Here is a 17,337-nt window from a genome sequence, read left to right on the forward strand (position 1 = left end):
GCAGATTAGCGTCGAGGTGGGGGTGGGTGCAACCTAGTGCAACCCGTTTTCGAGAATATTTTGTGACATTCCCGTCAGGCAGTCAGATGAGCGCCTGCTGTGCTCGGTGATGGTGCGAAATTTTTTGTAACTTATACCGAAAACGCACTAAAGAGACGCGAAAACGTACATCTGTGTGTTTTTTGTAACAGGTGCAACTCATGAGGTGAAATGGGTTGCACCTTGTGCGCTTTGTTTAATAGGATTCGTCCCCGCGGAGCAACCGCCAGTCATTGATTGCCGTACCTCACGGAGCGGTCAGTCAGCGCGGTGTCGGGTGCAAAGGCGCGTATGCACTGATATGTCGGTCGCTACCCCCTTTTGGCATCGGGTGCCAACATAAAAACAATGCCAAGGCAGAACTCATGAGTGTCAGCAACCCTACCTTGATCACGTTCGTGATCTACATCGCGGCAATGGTATTGATCGGCCTGATGGCGTATCGCGCCACCAACAACCTGTCGGATTACATCCTTGGCGGACGTAGCCTGGGCAGTGTGGTTACTGCTCTTTCGGCGGGCGCCTCGGACATGAGCGGCTGGCTGCTGATGGGTTTGCCGGGGGCTATCTACATGTCCGGCCTGTCGGAAAGCTGGATCGCCATCGGTCTGATCATCGGTGCGTACCTGAACTGGCTGTTCGTCGCCGGCCGTCTGCGCGTGCAGACCGAGCACAACGGTGATGCACTGACACTGCCGGATTATTTCAGCAGCCGCTTTGAAGACAGCAGTGGCCTGCTGCGCATCATTTCGGCCATCGTGATTCTGGTGTTCTTCACCATTTATTGTGCCTCCGGCATCGTTGCGGGTGCGCGCCTGTTTGAAAGCACCTTCGGCATGTCCTACGAAACGGCGCTGTGGGCCGGCGCTGCAGCAACCATCGCCTACACCTTCGTCGGTGGTTTTCTGGCCGTGAGCTGGACAGACACCGTGCAGGCCACGCTGATGATCTTCGCCCTTATCCTGACGCCGATCATCGTGCTGCTGGCGACCGGCGGGGTCGACACGACCTTCCTGGCGATTGAAGCGAAAGACCCCGCCAGCTTCGACATGTTCAAGAACACTACATTCATTGGCATCATTTCCCTGCTCGGCTGGGGCCTGGGTTATTTCGGTCAGCCGCATATCCTGGCTCGCTTCATGGCGGCCGATTCGGTCAAGTCGATTGCCAGCGCCCGACGCATTTCCATGGCCTGGATGATCCTGTGCCTGGGCGGCACCGTGGCGGTCGGCTTCTTCGGCATCGCTTATTTCTCCGCACATCCGGAGGTCGCCGGGCCGGTTACCGAGAACCCGGAGCGGGTGTTCATCGAGCTGGCCAAGCTGCTGTTCAATCCGTGGGTTGCCGGTGTGCTGTTGTCAGCCATTCTGGCTGCGGTGATGAGTACGCTGAGCTGCCAGTTGCTGGTGTGTTCCAGTGCGCTGACCGAAGACTTCTACAAGGCTTATCTGCGCAAGGGTGCTTCACAGCTTGAGCTGGTATGGGTCGGCCGCGCGATGGTGCTGCTGATCGCAATCATCGCCATCCTGCTCGCTGCCAACCCCGAGAACCGCGTGCTGGGTCTGGTGAGCTACGCCTGGGCGGGCTTCGGCGCAGCATTTGGTCCAGTGGTACTGATTTCCGTGCTGTGGAAGGGCATGACCCGTAACGGCGCGTTGGCCGGTGTGATTGTCGGCGCAGCCACCGTGGTGCTCTGGAAGCAATTCAGCACCATGGGCCTGTATGAAATCATCCCTGGTTTCATTCTTGCCAGCATTGCCATCGTGGTGTTCAGCCGAATTGGCACACCGGCATCGGCTTCGATGCAAAAGCGCTTTCTGGCAGCCGAGCAAGAGTTCAAAGCCAACCGTTGATCACGCGCTGTTTGAATAACAGCTGAAATAAAAGCGGCCCGCACTTCCTGTGAAGTTCGGGCCGTTTTTTTTGCCTGAGCGAGGCTTGCGTGCCATTCAGCTCTTGTTGTGATCGATATCAAGGTTATAGAACGTGGCCTTGCCGCCTTCCGAGGTGTACCCGGTATTGTCCTGGGTATAAACACCTGCCTTGAAGTACAGCGGCTTGTCGCGCCAGGTCTTGCTGATGCGCTTGCTCCAGTCGGTGTCGTTGACGCTGACCGTCAATTTGCCGCCCTTGCTCAGGTGAATGACGTAATTGAAGGTCTGATTCAGCTTCACGCCTTCGACTATCGTATAGACCTTGCTGTCGTCGTCATCGTAACGATTGCGAACTTTCGCAACGATGTCGCCAGTCTTGGTGTCTTCCTTGTACTGGTACTCGACTTTCAGAAGCGGTTCGGTGCTTTCGTACGCGTGGATCTGGCCGATCACGATCTTGCCCGACGAAGGCACCTGATCGACTTCCAGTTTGGCGTTCAGGTAATTGTCCGCATCCGGGTACATCCAGTTATGCAGCGTTCCGTCGGGCCATGTTTCCCGTAACTCGCTGCGTGAATACTTGGCGTTTTCGGTTTTGGTTCCGGTTACCGGTGACCAGAACACAATGGAGTCCGATTTGGATTTGAAGTATTTGCCGTCATAACCTTTCACAAGCTGAGCGGTTGTAATGGTCTTGGGTGGGGAGCCCACTGGAATGCTGAGTTGGTACGATCCGAGATCGATCATTTTTTATCCTTCCGCGCATGTCTTTTTGCTACCAAGGGGGACCTCTAGTGAGAGGGTTTGAGGGCGTTTTATACGGATCGTAGGGCAATTTGTTAATGGAAACTTGTCGAACCAATGACGTCAAAGTGCTGTCACTTTTCCTGCAGGGCAGGCCCTGTAAGGCGTGCAGAGAATGACCGTTAGTCGGGTAGATCGAACTTTGAGGGTAGGGAAGAGGTGCCTTGCTTCTGCTTTTGGCGAGACGGGGCTAGAGTTATTCCAAAGTATGACGGTCATCCTGAAACCCAGGCGTCATGCCCACACAGAGAAGCAGCATGGAACGCGTGCCAACCCAACCTCATGATGGCTCTTCGGTTTTACTGGTAGTAGACGATTACCCGGAAAATCTGGTGACGATGTGCGCTGTTCTGCAAAGAGCGGACTGGCACATCGTGACTGCAAGCTCAGGAATCGAAGCACTGACGGTGCTTCTGGAACAGGAAGTCGACCTGGTTCTGCTGGATGTGCAGATGCCGGGTATGGACGGTTTCGAGGTTGCACGCCTGATGCGTGGCAGCCAGCGTACCCGTCTGACGCCGATCATTTTTCTCACGGCCAACGAGCAGACTCAGGATGCCGTGCAGAAGGGCTATGCCAATGGTGCGACGGACTACCTGTTCAAGCCCTTCGACCCCAATGTGCTCAAGCCCAAGGTGCAGACTCTGCTTGAGCAGCAGCGTAACCGTCGTGCGCTGCAACAATTATCGATGGAGCTGGAATCGGCTCGTGCTTTCAACGCGTCAGTGCTGGCCAACGTGGCCGAAGGCATTCTGGTGGTCGATGAAACGGGCAAGATCAGCTTCGCCAACCCGGCCATCTGCCAGTTGTTGAACGCCTCGGTCGATCAATTGCGCGGGACGCAGGTGCTCGACTATGTCATCGAGCCGCAAGTCGGCAGCTGGCTGGAGTCGGGTTTCTACCAGCACTATCGCAAGGCTGATACTTACCGCGTACACGACGCCATTCTGCGTACCGCACAGGGCTCGCAGTTGCCGGTGGCGCTGTCCTGCGCGGCGCTGCCGGCCGAGCAGAAAGCGATGGTGCTGACGGTGCTCGATATGTCGGTGGTGCGCGATCTTTATCAGCAACTGGAAAAGCAGGCGGTTACCGATGCCTTGACCGGTCTGCTCAACCGGCGCGGGCTGTATCAGGCGGTTGAAAGCATGCTGTTGCGCAACGAGCGCGCAGACAAATATCTGGTCGTGCTGTTCATGGACCTGGACGGCTTCAAGCAAATCAATGATGCCCTGGGCCATGATGCCGGTGATCAGGTGTTGCTCTGGGTCGCCGAGCAGTTCAAGGACAGCATGCGGCCCTATGACGTACTGGCGCGTATTGGTGGTGACGAATTCACGGTGGTGATCGACGGGCTTGATTACCCCGAACAGGCGGCCAAAATCGCCGAAAAGCTCATTGAACGTGTGTCCGGTCGGCGGCAGGTCAATGGTGTCGATATCACCCTTGGCGCCAGTGTCGGGATTGCCACCTTCCCCGATTGCGGCTCGAATCTGGACGGTTTGTTACGTGCAGCAGATATCGCCATGTACGAAGCCAAGCGTGCCGGGCGTCAGCAATACCGGTTCTACGACCAGAACATGAACGGCCGCGCCCGCTCCAGGCTGATGCTTGAAGAGAGTGTGCGCACGGCCATCGACGGCAAGGACTTTTCGGTGGTGTATCAGCCGCAGATTCACGTCGGTGACGGTCGGCTGCGCGGTTTCGAGGCGCTGTTGCGCTGGCAGCACCCGGCGGTAGGCGAAGTGCCTCCAGCGTTGTTCATTCCTTTGCTTGAAGAAACCCGGCTGATCAACCGGCTGGGTGGCTGGATCTTCGATCAGGGCGCCGAGCAGCGTCAGGCATGGAGCGGCGTGTTTGCCCCTGATGTGGTGCTGAGCGTGTGTGTCAGCCCGACACAGTTCTGCATGCCCAATCTGGCGTCCGAACTCAAGCGCGCGATGGACCGCTTCGATTTGAAACCGGGGCAGATCGAGGTGGAAATCACCGAAGGCTCGCTGGTGCACAACCTCACGCACAGCCACAAGCAACTGAAGTTACTGCATGAAGTCGGCGTGCGCATTGCACTGGACGACTTCGGAACGGGCGAGTGTTCGCTGTCGCACCTGCGCAATCTTCAGCTTGATACGTTGAAGCTCGACAGGCGTTTTGTGGCCAACATCGTGGAGTCCAAGCGAGAGGCTGCGATGGCCAGAAGCATCATCGACCTGAGTCGCAACCTCGATATGCTGGTCATTGCCGAGGGCGTCGAAACCGTCGAGCAATATCAGTGGCTGACCGATAACGGTTGCCAGGTCATGCAGGGCTTTCTGATCGCTCATCCGATGGTGGCGGAAGACGTTTTGCACTTTCCCGGGCACTTTGAGCCAGCAGGCTTGAAGAGGGGTGGTTTGCTGTAGAATGGCGATTTTCGATTCCATGCCAAGGCCCCATGACTGCATCCAGCCAGGCTCCACTCAAATACCTGCAGGCCTACCCGCAGGCGCTGCAGGATCAGGTGCATCAACTGATCGTACAGGATCGCCTGGCCGATTACCTGCAACAGCGTTACCCCGCAGGCCATCAGATTCAGAGTGACAAAGCGCTTTACGCCTACGCACTGGCCCTCAAGCAGGACCATCTGCGCAACGCGCCCGCCATCAAAAAGGTCCTGTTCGATAACCGCCTGGACCTGACCCACCGCGCCCTCGGGCTGCACACCAAGATATCCCGAGTGCAGGGCGGCAAGCTCAAGGCCAGTAACGAGATCCGCGTGGCAGCGTTGTTCAAGGAGGCCCCGGCAGAATTTCTGAAGATGATCGTGGTTCACGAACTGGCGCACTTTCGCGAGTCGGACCACAACAAGGCGTTCTACCAACTGTGCGAGCACATGCTGCCCGGCTATCACCAGCTGGAATTCGATCTGCGCATTTATTTGACTTACAACGAGCTGAAAGCTTCAAGCGGTAAGTTTTGAGCTACAAGCTACAAGCTACAAGCTTAGAGCTGGGCGTTGAATGCATTTAAAAAGGATTCATTGATGGAGATCAGCAAGACCAAAAGCAGCTTCTATCGGCGCTTGTATGTGGCGTACCTGATTGATTCAAAGCTCGCTTGCAGCGTACCGGAACTGACCGCAGTAACCGGCATGCCCCGCCGCACGGCGCAAGACACCATCGGTGCGCTCGCCGACCTGGATATAGAGTGTGAATTCGAACAACAGGAAGGTGCGCGTAACCACGCTGGCAGTTACCGGATTCGGGACTGGGGTGCCATCGACAAGAGCTGGATTGCCAGTAATCTGGCCAGCGTCAAAACAGTGCTCGGATATCCCTGAGAAGCAGCTTGCAGCTTGCAGCTTGCAGCTAAAAGCTGACAACTGTCCCTACTCCAGATCGCGGCGCATGCCGATGTGCGGGATGTCGTCTTCCAGATAGACTTCGCCCACCGGGTTGAAGCCATAACGGCTGTAGTAGCCCTGCAAGTGCGCCTGAGCCGAGAGATAGATCGGTTGGTCGGGCCATTTGCGCTCGGCGTTTTCCAGTGCCTGAACCATCAACTCGTGGCCAATGCCTCTGCTGCGGATAGAAGGCGCTGTCACAACCCGGCCAATGGTCACATCGCCGCCCTGCTGAATCGGGTCCAGCAAACGCAGGTAAGCAACCAGTTTGTCTTCCTGCCAGGCCATCAGGTGGCAGGTATCGCCTGTCAGGTCCTGTCCGTCCACGTCCAGATATACGCATTGCTGCTCAACCACAAACACCTCGGCACGCAATTGCAGTACGGCGTAGAGCTGCTGGATGCTCAGCTCGGTGTGATGTTTGCAGATCCAATTGATAGACATGTCGCAGACTCGCAGGGAAACCAGAAGCGAAGTCTAAACGTATCCAGCGACATTCCCAATAAACCCTGTCAACGAAGTGTGTGGCGTTGCAGAACGTGTTCAGCCCGCCAGTTGTCTACCGACGGCTTCAGGTCTTCAATTAAAAGCAGCGGGCACTCTAATGCGTCGCGGTTTTGCTGCCGATAGGATTGCATCGGGCATACCGCTCTTTTCAGGAACCTGGGCATGTCGCAGTGGCTTCGAGCGGTTGGGTTGCTGGTCTTTCTGCTGATGGCAAACGCCAATGCAGCTGAAAAGTTGCGCCTTGTCGCTGACCCCTGGCCTCCGTTCACAGATGCGCTGCTGCTCAATGGCGGGCTGGCGACCGATATCGTCAACACGGCGTTGAAGCGCGCCGGGTACACGACCCTCTACGAACAGGTGCCTTGGGCGCGGGCGCTGCTGGGGTTGAGCGAGGGGCGTCACGATGTGCTCATCAATGCGTGGTTCAGTGAAGATCGCACCATAATCGGCCAGTTTTCTGCCGAGTACCTGCTTAACCGTATTCGCTTCATCAAGCGCAAAGAGTCGCCGATTGATGCTCTGACCCATGAGCAACTGCACCATTACCTGATCGCCGTAGTGCGCGGCTACGCCTATTCGCCCGCATTCGACAGCGACGTGCTGCTCAAGAAGGTCCCGGTGCAGAACTTCTCCACGGCAGTGCGCATGCTCGCTGCTGAACGCGTGGACCTGACACTGGAGGATGAATACGTGGCGCGCTACAACCTTGCGCTGGAGGCCAGCGAGGTTCGTGATCGTGTCGAGTTTCTACCGGGCTCGTTGAGCGAAAACAGCCTGCATATTCTGGTCAGCCTGAAAAACCCCCATCACGCAAGGATCGTCGCCGACTTCGACCGGGAAATTGCCGCCATGAAAGCCGACGGCACCTACGAAGAACTGCTCAGACTGCACGGTCTGCAAGGGCCTCCGGAGCTTTGATCAGGTGAGCGGCGAGGGTGCGCAGCGGCGCCAGTTGGCGGCAGATCAAGGCCAGTTGGGCCTGTACCAGACGCTGGCTTTCGTCCATCTCTTCGGGGAGCTGTTCCAGTTGAGTGGCCAGCGCCTCCTCGACGTCGCTTTGCACGGCGACAGACTTCTTGTCGGCCAGTCCTGCGGCGATTTCGTCAATGCTGGCTGCCAGTGAGGTGCCCACGTTATCGATCAGGTGCTCGCGGACATCGCTCGGCAATTGCGTATCGCGGTGTGCGCCGAGGCCCGACAGGTAGCTCAGCAGCGTGTGTGACAGCACCAGAAAGCGGAAACCGACGTCTGCCTCCTTGCGGAAGTGACCGGGCTCCATGAGCATGTTCGCCAGGGTGGTGGACAGCGCGGCATCGGCATTGTGCGCGTTGCGCCTGGCCAGTCGGTAGGCCAGATCGTCACTTTTGCCCTTGGCGTATTGCTGCATGATCTGCCGAAAATACACGCTGTTGCAGGTCAGGGTATTGGCCAGCACCTTGTTCAGGCGTCGTCCCTGCCAGTCGGGCAGGAACAGGAACACCGCGAGCCCGGCGATCAGGCTGCCCAGCAAGGTGTCGAACAAGCGTGGCAGGAACAACCCGTAGCCGTCGCCGACCTGATTGAAACAGAACAGCACCATGACCGTGATGGCCGCGGTCGAAAGCGTATAGCGGGTAGTGCGGTTAACGAAGAACACCACGCCAGCCAGCACCGCGCACATCGACTGCAGAATCGGGCTGGTGACCAGATCGAACAGCACCCAGCCGACGGTCAGGCCGATGGCCGTGCCGATGATCCGCTGACCGAGCTTGCGCCGGGTGGCGCCATAGCTGGGCTGGCAGACAAAAACCGTGGTCAGGATGATCCAGTAGCCTTGCGACGGATGAATCAGGTGCACCATCGCGTAGCCGATGGTCAGTGCCAGCGGCAGGCGCAGTGCATGGCGGAACAGCAGCGAGGTCGGGGTCATCTGCAGGCGCAGGCGCGTCCAGACGTCCTTGAGGTTGCGCGGTGAACGGTCGAGCAGGCTGCTGTCGGTGGCGTCGGCCACGGCGTCCGGGTTGCTGGCGTCGCTGATCAGGCGATCCAGCGTGCCGAGGTTGGCGGCCAGTGCGCGCAGCGAGCGCAACAAGCCGCGCCATGCCGGGTTGCTCTGGATGCGCAGGTGCTCAAGCGAGGCCTGCAGGTCTTCCATGGCTTCTGCGAAGCTTGGGTCGTACACGAACGGCTGACGCAGCTGTATGGACTCTGACAGTGCCTGACAGGCAACGCCTTGCTGACGCAGCAGGCGCTGACAGCGGAACAGCACGTCGCTGTGGAAAAACGCATCGGCCAGCGAGTTGTAAGGGTAGTGCGACGAGCTGGCGCGCTCGTGGATGTCCTGAGCGATGAAATACAGTTTCAGGTAGCGGCTGACTTTCGAGCCGGGCCGACTACTGCCAACGCGGTGCAGAATGATTTCCTTGGTGGAGTTCAGCGCCGCAACAACACGGCCGTTCTGTTGCGCCAGCTCCAGGCGGCGGGCCTCCACGTTGAGGGTGCGAATCGGCTCGAACAGCGTCGATTTGAGTTTCAGATACTGCCCCAGTTCGCGGAACAACCGCGCCAGCGCCTGCTGCACCGGCTGGTTGGAAAACAGCATTTGCCACAGCACCGACAACAGGCCGTACCAGGCAGCGCCTGCCACCAGCAGCATCGGCTCGTGCCAGAAGTCCAGCACCTCACCACCGCGCTGATCGACGCCGATCATGGTGTAGACCGAGAGAATCAGCGTGCCGTAGGCAATCGCGCCATATCGCTCGCCCAGCGCGCCGAGCATGGTCAGGCAGAAGCTGGCCAGCGCCAGTGAGCAGACGAACAGCCAGGGGTAGGGGAACAGCAGTTCTACAGCGAGTGCGGCGATGCTGAAGCACACCAGGGTCACGGCCAGGGCATTGAGCCGGCCTTGCCAGCTGTCATCGGTCTCGGCCAGGGCGCTGGCGATAATCCCCAGGAACAGCGGGATCAGCAGGGCCATCTCGTTTTGATACCAGCACAGCGCCATGCTGCCGGTCAGTGCGATAAAGACCCGAACGCTATAGCTGAATTTATCCAGCGCCCACAATCGACGGAGAGTATGACGGAGAGATTTCGATGCCATGGATAAGCTGACGGCCCTGTTCGCAATTGATCGATCGTGCAGAAGGATATGTACAGGCCAAACGGCTGGCTGTACATCCGCCTCGCACAATTTATACCGGCCTGCGGTGTTGCGATGTTAGTTCAAAACGTTACGTCAGGCGTATTGCGCGGCTGCATAGGCTGATGCCCAGGCCCACTGGAAATTGAAACCGCCCAGATGGCCGCTGACGTCCAGCACTTCGCCCACAAAATAGAGACCGGGTGATTTTAGCGATTCCATGGTCTTGGACGACACTTCACGGGTGTCAATGCCGCCCAGCGTTACTTCGGCGGTGCGATAGCCTTCGGTGCCGGCCGGGACCACCTTCCAGCTCGCCAGTTTTTCAGCGATATCGGCCAGTTCGGCGTGGGTGTACTGCTTCATGGGCTTGGAAACGAACCAGTGTTCGGCGATCAGGTTGGCCATCTTTTTGGTGAAGATTTCCCCCAGCAGGGTTTTCAGCTCGCTGTTGGGGCGTTCGGCCTGTTGTTGCGTGAGCCAGGCGGGCACATCGTGGTCAGGCAGCAGGTTGATTTCGACGGTGTCGCCGTGCTGCCAGAACGAGGATATCTGCAGAATCGCCGGGCCACTGAGGCCACGGTGAGTGAACAGGATGTTCTCGCGAAAAGCGGTGTCGTTGCAGCTGACCAGACAATCCACCGAGGTGCCGGACAGCTCGGTGCACAGCTCCTTGAGCTGATCGGTGATGGTGAACGGCACCAGCCCCGCGCGGGTGGGCAGCAGCGTGTGGCCGAACTGCTTGCCGACCTGATAGCCGAAGCCGGTGGCGCCCAGCGTCGGGATCGACAGCCCGCCTGTGGCGATGACCAGCGACTCGCAGTTCAACGTGCCCAGCGTGGTGTGCAGGCTGTAGCCGGATTCGGTTTTGTCGATCTGCTGCACGGAAGTGTCCATGTGCAGACTGACACCGGCCTGACGGCATTCCTCCAGCAGCATTTCCAGAATGTCACTGGACTTGTTGTCGCAAAACAGCTGGCCGAGTTTTTTCTCGTGATACGGCACGCCGTGTTTGGCGACCATCGCGATGAAATCCCACTGGGTGTAGCGTGCCAGGGCCGATTTGCAGAAGTGCGAATTCTGCGACAGGAAATTGGCCGGCTCGGTGTACATGTTGGTGAAGTTGCAGCGCCCGCCACCGGACATGAGGATCTTCTTGCCGGGTTTATTGGCGTGATCGATCAACATCACCTTGCGCCCGCGAGCGGCAGCGGTAAACGCACACATCAAACCTGCGGCGCCAGCGCCAATGATTACAACGTCAGTAACGGGCACAGCGTGTTTCCTCGGTTATGCAAATCGATCTGTCACGATCGTTCCCATGCTCCGCGTGGGAATGCCTCTCGTGACGCTCTGCGTCACATATCTGCGCCGCACCACCTATTCATAATCCAGCTAACGACTATTTCAGAGAATCCGTACGCGCAGCGACTTGCCTTTGATCTTGCCATTGTTCAGACGCTCCAGCGCCTGTTTGGCCATGCTGCGTTCGACGGAAACGTAGGCCTGAAAGTCAAAGATCGCGATCTTGCCGACCTGGGTGCCCGCAATACCCGCTTCGCCGGTCAGTGCGCCGAGTATGTCGCCCGGACGCAGTTTGTCCTTGCGGCCGGAGCCGATGCACAGCGTGGTCATGGCGGGCAGCAATTTGCCGCCTTCCTTGATGCTCAGGTTGTCGTACTGCTGCCAGTTCAACGGGGCTTTCTGCAATTCTTCGATCGCGCGGGCGCGCTGGCTTTCTGACGGTGCCACGAGGCTGACCGCGATGCCTGTCTCGCCTGCACGACCGGTACGGCCTACACGGTGAATGTGGATTTCCGAATCGCGGGCCAGTTCGACGTTGAGCACCATGTCCAGTGCATCGATGTCCAGACCGCGCGCGGCTACGTCGGTGGCGACCAGTACCGAAGTACTGCGGTTGGCGAACATCGCCAGCACCTGATCACGGTCACGCTGCTCCAGATCGCCATGCAGGCCGACCGCAGACATGCCTTTGGCGGTCAGGTGGTCGACCACTTCCTGAACCTGCTGCTTGGTGAAGCAGAACGCGACGCAGGACGTTGGGCGGAAATGGCCAAGTACCTTGACCACGGCTTCCAGACGCTGCTCGGGGGATATCTCGTAGAAAATCTGCTCGATCTGGCTGTCGGCGTGCAGCGCTTCGACTTTTACAGTCTGCGGATCGCGCATGAACTTCGACGACAGTTGCTTGATGCCGACCGGGTAAGTGGCCGAGAACAGCAGGGTTTGGCGGCGCTGCGGGGTCTGCTCGATGATGTCGGCGATGGAGTCGTAGAAACCCATGTCCAGCATGCGGTCGGCTTCATCGAGAATCAGCGTGTTCAGACCGTCAAGCACCAGCGAGCCTTTGCGCAAATGCTGCTGAATGCGGCCTGGCGTGCCAACGATGATGTGCGCGCCGTGTTCCAGCGAGCCGATCTGCGGGCCAAAAGACACGCCGCCGCAAAGGGTCAGCACTTTGATGTTGTCTTCCGAGCGCGCCAGGCGACGGATTTCCTTGGCCACCTGATCCGCCAGCTCGCGGGTCGGGCACATGACCAGTGCCTGGCAGCCGAAGAAGCGCGGATTGATCGGGTTGAGCAGGCCGATGCCGAACGCAGCGGTCTTGCCGCTACCGGTCTTGGCTTGCGCGATCAGGTCCATGCCCTTGAGGATCACCGGCAGGCTCTGCGCCTGAATCGGCGTCATTTCGGCGTAACCAAGCGACTCCAGGTTAGCCAGCATGGCAGCAGACAGAGGCAGAGAATTGAAGGCGGTGTTAGTCACGACGGTGGACCTGCAAAACAAAAATGTCGCGCAGTGTATCACCCGCCAGCCAGACCTGGCACCGCGATAAAGGTCGTGGGTGCGAGCTTGCTCGCGAAGGGGTCCGTACAGCCCCGGAAGACGGGGCGTCTGGACCATGGTCTTCGTGAGCAATGCGGATCGCCGCCCCGGTCACACAGGATCTAACAATGAGCGCGGAGCATGGGCGCGATAGCCAGACAAAAAAATCCCCGCTGGAGGGCGGGGTTGAGGTTCGAGCGTGGCAGCTCGCAAAGGTGTACGGCAAGGCCCGTCGTGGTGACGGGCCTGGCTGGCTTACAGCAGGATTGTGCGGATGTCCGTCAGCAATTCGCTCAAGCGCTTGGTGAAGCGTGCAGCAGCTGCGCCGTTGATCACGCGGTGATCGTAGGACAGCGACAGCGGCAGCATCAGTTTCGGCTGGAAGGCTTTGCCATCCCAGACAGGCTGGATGGTTGCCTTGGAAACACCGAGGATCGCCACTTCCGGCGCGTTGACGATCGGCGTGAAGCCGGTGCCGCCAATGTGGCCGAGGCTGGAGATGGTGAAGCACGCGCCCTGCATGTCGTTTGCAGTCAGTTTCTTGCTGCGCGCCTTTTCAGCCAGTACGGCTGCTTCGGCTGCCAATTGCAGCAGGCTCTTCTGATCGACGTCGCGGATGACCGGGACCAGCAGGCCGTCCGGGGTGTCCACGGCGAAGCCAATGTGCACGTACTTCTTACGGATCACAGCCTTGCCGCTTGGTGCCAGCGAAGCGTTGAAGTCCGGCAGTTCCTTGAGCAGATGCGCGCAAGCCTTGAGCAGCAGCGGCAGCACTGTCAGCTTGACGCCAGCTTTCTCGGCAGCGCCTTTCTGCGCAACACGGAAAGCTTCCAGGTCGGTGATGTCGGCCTGGTCGAATTGCGTGACGTGCGGGATGTTCAGCCAGCTGCGATGCAGACCTGACGCACCCAGTTGCATCAGGCGAGTCATCGGCACTTCTTCGATTTCGCCAAAACGGCTGAAATCGACTTCCGGGATCGGCGGGATGCCCGAGCCGCCGCTTGCGCCGCCTGCTGGAGCTTCCTTGGCCTTCTGCATCATGGCCTTGACGTAAACCTGAACGTCTTCTTTCAGCACGCGGCCGTGTGGGCCGGTGGCGCTGACCGCGCTCAGCTCGACGCCGAACTCGCGTGCCAGCTGACGAACAGCCGGGCCTGCGTGAACCTTGGCGCCGTCTTTGGCCGGTGCTGCTTCGGCTTTCGGTGCAGGTGCAGCGGCCGGGGCAGCCGCTTCGGCTTTGGCAGGTGCGGCAGCCGGTGCGCTGGCGGCAGGCGCCGGTGCAGCAGCAGGCGCTGCGCCTGTGACTTTCAGTTTCAGGATCAGGTCGCCGGTGCCGACTTCCTGGTCCAGCTTGACTTCTATGCTTTCGATAACGCCTGCGGCTGGAGACGGGATCTCCATGCTGGCCTTGTCGGACTCAAGGGTGATCAACGATTGATCAGCCGTGATGCTGTCACCGACCTTGACCATCAGTTCGATGATCTTGGCTTTGCCCGACGAACCGATGTCCGGAACATGAATGTCCTGAACGGTGGCGGCGGCAGCCGGAGCTGGCTCGGCAGCAGCGGGTGCGGCTTCGGCAGGTTTTTCAGCAGCGGCAGCGGCAGGGGCCGCAGCGGCTGCAGGTTCGGCAGCAGGTGCCGGCGCTGCAGAAGCTTCGCCTTCCACTTCCAGCTCAAACAGCTCGTCGCCTTCTTTCAGGCGGTCGCCCAGCTTGACCTTCATGGCCTTGATGACGCCAGCCTTGGGAGCAGGGATTTCCATGCTCGCCTTGTCCGATTCAAGCGTCAGAACGCTCTGGTCGGCTTCGATGCGATCACCGACCTTGACCATCAATTCAATGACTTCGCCTTCACCGTTGCCGATGTCGGGTACGCGAATTAACTCACTCACTATGTCTCTCCTTAGGAGAACCTGTTCACTCACGAATACGCTGGCTCAGTTACAACGAAACAGCCAGGATGCTCATTTACGGTGGGTAAATTCCGCATCCTGGGCTGTTTACGCTCTGATCAGCGCTCTTGAAGCAGACTCTTAGCAGTCCAGTGGATTGCGTTTTTCAGGATCGATGCCGAACTTGACGATGGCTTCCGCCACGACTTTAGGTTCGATATCGCCACGATCAGCCAAGGCTTCCAGAGCTGCCAGCACAACGAAGTGGCGATCGACTTCAAAGAAGTGACGCAGCTTCTTGCGGCTGTCGCTACGGCCGAAACCGTCGGTGCCCAACACTTTATATTCCTTGGTCGGAACCCACTGACGAATCTGGTCAGCGAACAGCTTCATGTAGTCCGTCGAGGCAATGACCGGGCCTTTGCGACCGTTGAGGCACTGCTCAACATAGCTCAGTTCCGGCTTCCGGCCAGGGTGCAGGCGGTTGTTGCGCTCTACAGCCAGACCGTCGCGACGCAGTTCGTTGAAGCTGGTAACGCTCCACACGTCAGCACCGATGTTGAACTCGTCGCGGAGAATCTTCGCCGCTTCGCGAACTTCACGCAGGATGGTGCCCGAACCCAGCAACTGGACGTGGTGCGCGGCTTCCTTGGTGTCTTCTTCGAGCAGGTACATGCCCTTGACGATACCTGCCTCGACACCGGCCGGCATGGCTGGCTGCGCGTAGGATTCGTTCATCACGGTCAGGTAGTAGAAAACGTCCTGCTGTTCTTCGAACATCAGGCGCATACCGTCCTGGATGATCACTGCCAGCTCGTAACCGTACGTCGGGTCAAAGGTGCGGCAGTTCGGGATGGTCGATGCCAGGATGTGGCTATGACCGTCTTCGTGCTGCAGGCCTTCGCCGTTCAGGGTGGTACGGCCGGCGGTGCCGCCGATCAGGAAGCCACGGGTGCGGCTGTCGCCAGCGGCCCAGGCCAGGTCACCAATGCGCTGGAAACCGAACATCGAGTAGAAGATGTAGAACGGAATCATCGGCTGGTTGTGGCTGGAATACGAAGTGCCGGCAGCGATGAAGGAGGACATGGCGCCTGCTTCGTTGATGCCTTCTTCGAGGATCTGGCCTTTCTTGTCTTCGCGATAGAACATCACTTGTTCTTTATCGACTGGCTCGTAGAGCTGGCCGACCGACGAGTAGATGCCCAACTGGCGGAACATGCCTTCCATGCCGAAGGTGCGTGCTTCGTCAGGGATGATCGGCACGATGCGCTGACCGACTTCCTTGTCCTTGACCAGTTGGGTCAGGATGCGCACGAAGGCCATGGTGGTGGAAATTTCGCGGTCGCCCGAGCCGTCAAGGATGGCCTTGAGGGTGTCGAGTGGCGGGGTCGGCAGGTTGAAGCTCTTGGCGCGACGCTGCGGTACGAAGCCACCCAGCGCAGCACGACGCTCGCTCAGGTAACGGGCTTCGGCGCTGCCTTCTTCCGGCTTGTAGAACGGCAGGGCTTCAAGCTCTGCGTCCTTGACCGGGATGTCGAAACGGTCACGGAAGTGACGCAGGCTGTCGACATCGACCTTCTTGGTGTTGTGCGCAGTGTTTTTCGCTTCGCCGGCACCGGTGCCATAACCTTTGATGGTCTTGGCCAGAACCACGGTCGGTTGACCCTTGTGGTTGACGGCTTCGTGGTACGCCGCGTAGACCTTGTACGGGTCGTGGCCGCCACGGTTGAGTTTCCAGATCTCGTCGTCGGACAGATCGGCAACCATGGCCTTGAGTTCAGGCGAATTGAAGAAGTGCTCGCGAACAAACGCGCCGTCCTTGGCTTTGTAGTTCTGGTATTCGCCGTCGATGACTTCGTCCATACGACGTTGCAGGATACCGTCGACGTCCTTGGCCAGCAGTGGGTCCCAGAAACGGCCCCAGATGACTTTGGTGACGTTCCATTGAGCGCCACGGAACACGCCTTCCAGTTCCTGGATGATTTTGGCGTTGCCGCGAACCGGGCCGTCGAGGCGCTGCAGGTTGCAGTTGACGACGAAGATCAGGTTGTCGAGCTTCTCGCGACCGGCGAGGGCGATGGCGCCCAGGGATTCCGGCTCGTCGGTCTCGCCGTCACCCAGGAAGCACCAGACTTTCTGCTTGCCTTCCGGAATGTAACCGCGGTGCTCCAGGTACTTCATGAAGCGCGCCTGGTAGATCGCCTGGATCGGGCCAAGGCCCATCGATACGGTCGGGAACTGCCAGAAATCCTTCATCAGCCATGGGTGTGGGTAAGAAGACAGGCCTTTGCCGTCGACTTCCTGACGGAAGTTGTTCATCTGGTCTTCAGTGATGCGGCCTTCGAGGAACGCACGGGCGTAGACGCCTGGCGATGCGTGACCCTGGAAGTAGATCAGGTCGCCGCCGTGTTCGTCGGTCGGGGCCTGGAAGAAGTAGTTGAAGCCGATGTCATACAGCGTGGCGCTGGAGGCGAAGCTGGAGATGTGGCCGCCCAGATCCGGGTCGCCGATGTTGGTTTTGACAACCATGGCCAATGCGTTCCAGCGCACCAGCGAGCGAATGCGGCGTTCCATGAACAGGTCGCCAGGCATGCGTGCTTCGTGGGTGACAGGAATCGTGTTGCGGTATGGCGTGGTGATAGCGTAAGGCAGCTGCGAACCACTACGGGTGGCCAGCTCGCCCAGACGGGTCATCAGGTAGTGAGCGCGGTCTTCGCCTTCTTTGTCGAGAACCGATTCCAGGGCGTCCAGCCATTCCTGGGTTTCGACGGGATCGAGGTCTTGCATGGCTTGCTCCAGGGCGGAAAGGCTTCCAGAATCGGTTGCCTGAGTTTGCGACTGGCCTTGTGGGCAGACGACATAAATTCTTGGATTACCGG

General features: G+C 58.9%; 12 protein-coding genes. 5 read left to right on the forward strand and 7 right to left on the reverse strand.

From position 1 onward, the window contains the following. Positions 1-404: 404 nt before the first annotated feature. On the forward strand, positions 405-1,892 hold the full coding sequence (gene putP / locus DW49_RS0111405) for a sodium/proline symporter PutP (protein WP_005620980.1): 1,488 nt from the start codon (positions 405-407) through the stop codon (positions 1,890-1,892). 96 nt (positions 1,893-1,988) lie between these two features. Here putP and DW49_RS0111415 read toward each other — a convergent pair whose 3' ends face one another. Beyond that, positions 1,989-2,660, reverse strand: coding sequence for a polysaccharide lyase family 7 protein (locus DW49_RS0111415; protein ID WP_024420564.1), 672 nt, complete (start codon positions 2,658-2,660; stop codon positions 1,989-1,991). A 314-nt stretch (positions 2,661-2,974) separates the two neighbouring features. Here DW49_RS0111415 and DW49_RS0111420 point away from each other — a divergent pair, with 314 nt between their 5' ends. The 3 genes from DW49_RS0111420 (at position 2,975) to DW49_RS0111430 (ending at position 6,030) form a co-directional block, all read left to right on the forward strand. Next, the gene (locus tag DW49_RS0111420; protein WP_005620976.1) at positions 2,975-5,113 is read left to right on the forward strand and encodes a two-component system response regulator; all 2,139 of its coding nucleotides are present in this window, start codon (positions 2,975-2,977) and stop codon (positions 5,111-5,113) included. Positions 5,114-5,145: 32 nt separating this feature from the next. Next, complete coding sequence (locus tag DW49_RS0111425) at positions 5,146-5,670, forward strand: M48 metallopeptidase family protein (RefSeq protein WP_005620974.1); 525 nt, start codon at positions 5,146-5,148, stop codon at positions 5,668-5,670. 63 nt (positions 5,671-5,733) lie between these two features. Continuing rightward, the gene (locus DW49_RS0111430) at positions 5,734-6,030 is read left to right on the forward strand and encodes a winged helix-turn-helix domain-containing protein (protein WP_005620972.1); all 297 of its coding nucleotides are present in this window, start codon (positions 5,734-5,736) and stop codon (positions 6,028-6,030) included. A gap of 48 nt (positions 6,031-6,078) precedes the next feature. Here DW49_RS0111430 and DW49_RS0111435 read toward each other — a convergent pair whose 3' ends face one another. Continuing rightward, positions 6,079-6,537, reverse strand: coding sequence for a GNAT family N-acetyltransferase (locus DW49_RS0111435; RefSeq protein WP_005620970.1), 459 nt, complete (start codon positions 6,535-6,537; stop codon positions 6,079-6,081). Between the two features lie 225 nt (positions 6,538-6,762). On the opposite strand from DW49_RS0111435, the gene DW49_RS0111440 reads away from it, so the two are divergent. Further along, on the forward strand, positions 6,763-7,518 hold the full coding sequence (locus tag DW49_RS0111440; protein ID WP_005620966.1) for a substrate-binding periplasmic protein: 756 nt from the start codon (positions 6,763-6,765) through the stop codon (positions 7,516-7,518). On the opposite strand, the gene yccS is transcribed toward DW49_RS0111440, so the two are convergent. The 5 genes from yccS to aceE all read right to left on the reverse strand — a co-directional run bounded on the left by yccS (position 7,481) and on the right by aceE (position 17,245). Further along, a complete protein-coding gene (gene yccS / locus DW49_RS0111445) occupies positions 7,481-9,679 on the reverse strand; it encodes a YccS family putative transporter (RefSeq protein WP_032616968.1) in 2,199 nt (732 codons plus the stop codon). The two genes, DW49_RS0111440 and yccS, sit on opposite strands and share 38 nt — an antisense overlap. Before the next feature lie 135 nt (positions 9,680-9,814). Then, positions 9,815-10,993 (reverse strand): BaiN/RdsA family NAD(P)/FAD-dependent oxidoreductase, encoded by a 1,179-nt coding sequence (locus DW49_RS0111450; RefSeq protein WP_005620961.1) that lies wholly within the window; start codon positions 10,991-10,993, stop codon positions 9,815-9,817. Between the two features lie 132 nt (positions 10,994-11,125). After that, positions 11,126-12,505 carry an ATP-dependent RNA helicase DbpA gene (dbpA, locus tag DW49_RS0111455; protein ID WP_005620959.1) on the reverse strand — a complete coding sequence of 460 codons (1,380 nt, stop codon included), beginning with the start codon at positions 12,503-12,505 and terminating at the stop codon, positions 11,126-11,128. A 315-nt stretch (positions 12,506-12,820) separates the two neighbouring features. Next, a complete protein-coding gene (gene aceF, locus DW49_RS0111460; RefSeq protein ID WP_005620957.1) occupies positions 12,821-14,458 on the reverse strand; it encodes a dihydrolipoyllysine-residue acetyltransferase in 1,638 nt (545 codons plus the stop codon). Between the two features lie 141 nt (positions 14,459-14,599). Beyond that, on the reverse strand, positions 14,600-17,245 hold the full coding sequence (aceE, locus tag DW49_RS0111465) for a pyruvate dehydrogenase (acetyl-transferring), homodimeric type (protein ID WP_005620955.1): 2,646 nt from the start codon (positions 17,243-17,245) through the stop codon (positions 14,600-14,602). Positions 17,246-17,337: the final 92 nt, after the last annotated feature.

Source organism: Pseudomonas avellanae BPIC 631, assembly GCF_000444135.1.
GTDB classification, from domain to species: domain Bacteria; phylum Pseudomonadota; class Gammaproteobacteria; order Pseudomonadales; family Pseudomonadaceae; genus Aquipseudomonas; species Aquipseudomonas avellanae.

Coding starts and splice junctions, on each gene's coding strand:
- yccS (WP_032616968.1), bottom strand. CDS start 9,679: ATGGCATCGAAATCTCTCCGTCATACTCTCCGTCGATTGTGGGCGCTG.
- DW49_RS0111415 (WP_024420564.1), bottom strand. CDS start 2,660: ATGATCGATCTCGGATCGTACCAACTCAGCATTCCAGTGGGCTCCCCA.
- aceE (WP_005620955.1), bottom strand. CDS start 17,245: ATGCAAGACCTCGATCCCGTCGAAACCCAGGAATGGCTGGACGCCCTG.
- DW49_RS0111440 (WP_005620966.1), top strand. CDS start 6,763: ATGTCGCAGTGGCTTCGAGCGGTTGGGTTGCTGGTCTTTCTGCTGATG.
- DW49_RS0111430 (WP_005620972.1), top strand. CDS start 5,734: ATGGAGATCAGCAAGACCAAAAGCAGCTTCTATCGGCGCTTGTATGTG.
- DW49_RS0111425 (WP_005620974.1), top strand. CDS start 5,146: ATGACTGCATCCAGCCAGGCTCCACTCAAATACCTGCAGGCCTACCCG.
- putP (WP_005620980.1), top strand. CDS start 405: ATGAGTGTCAGCAACCCTACCTTGATCACGTTCGTGATCTACATCGCG.
- DW49_RS0111435 (WP_005620970.1), bottom strand. CDS start 6,537: ATGTCTATCAATTGGATCTGCAAACATCACACCGAGCTGAGCATCCAG.
- DW49_RS0111420 (WP_005620976.1), top strand. CDS start 2,975: ATGGAACGCGTGCCAACCCAACCTCATGATGGCTCTTCGGTTTTACTG.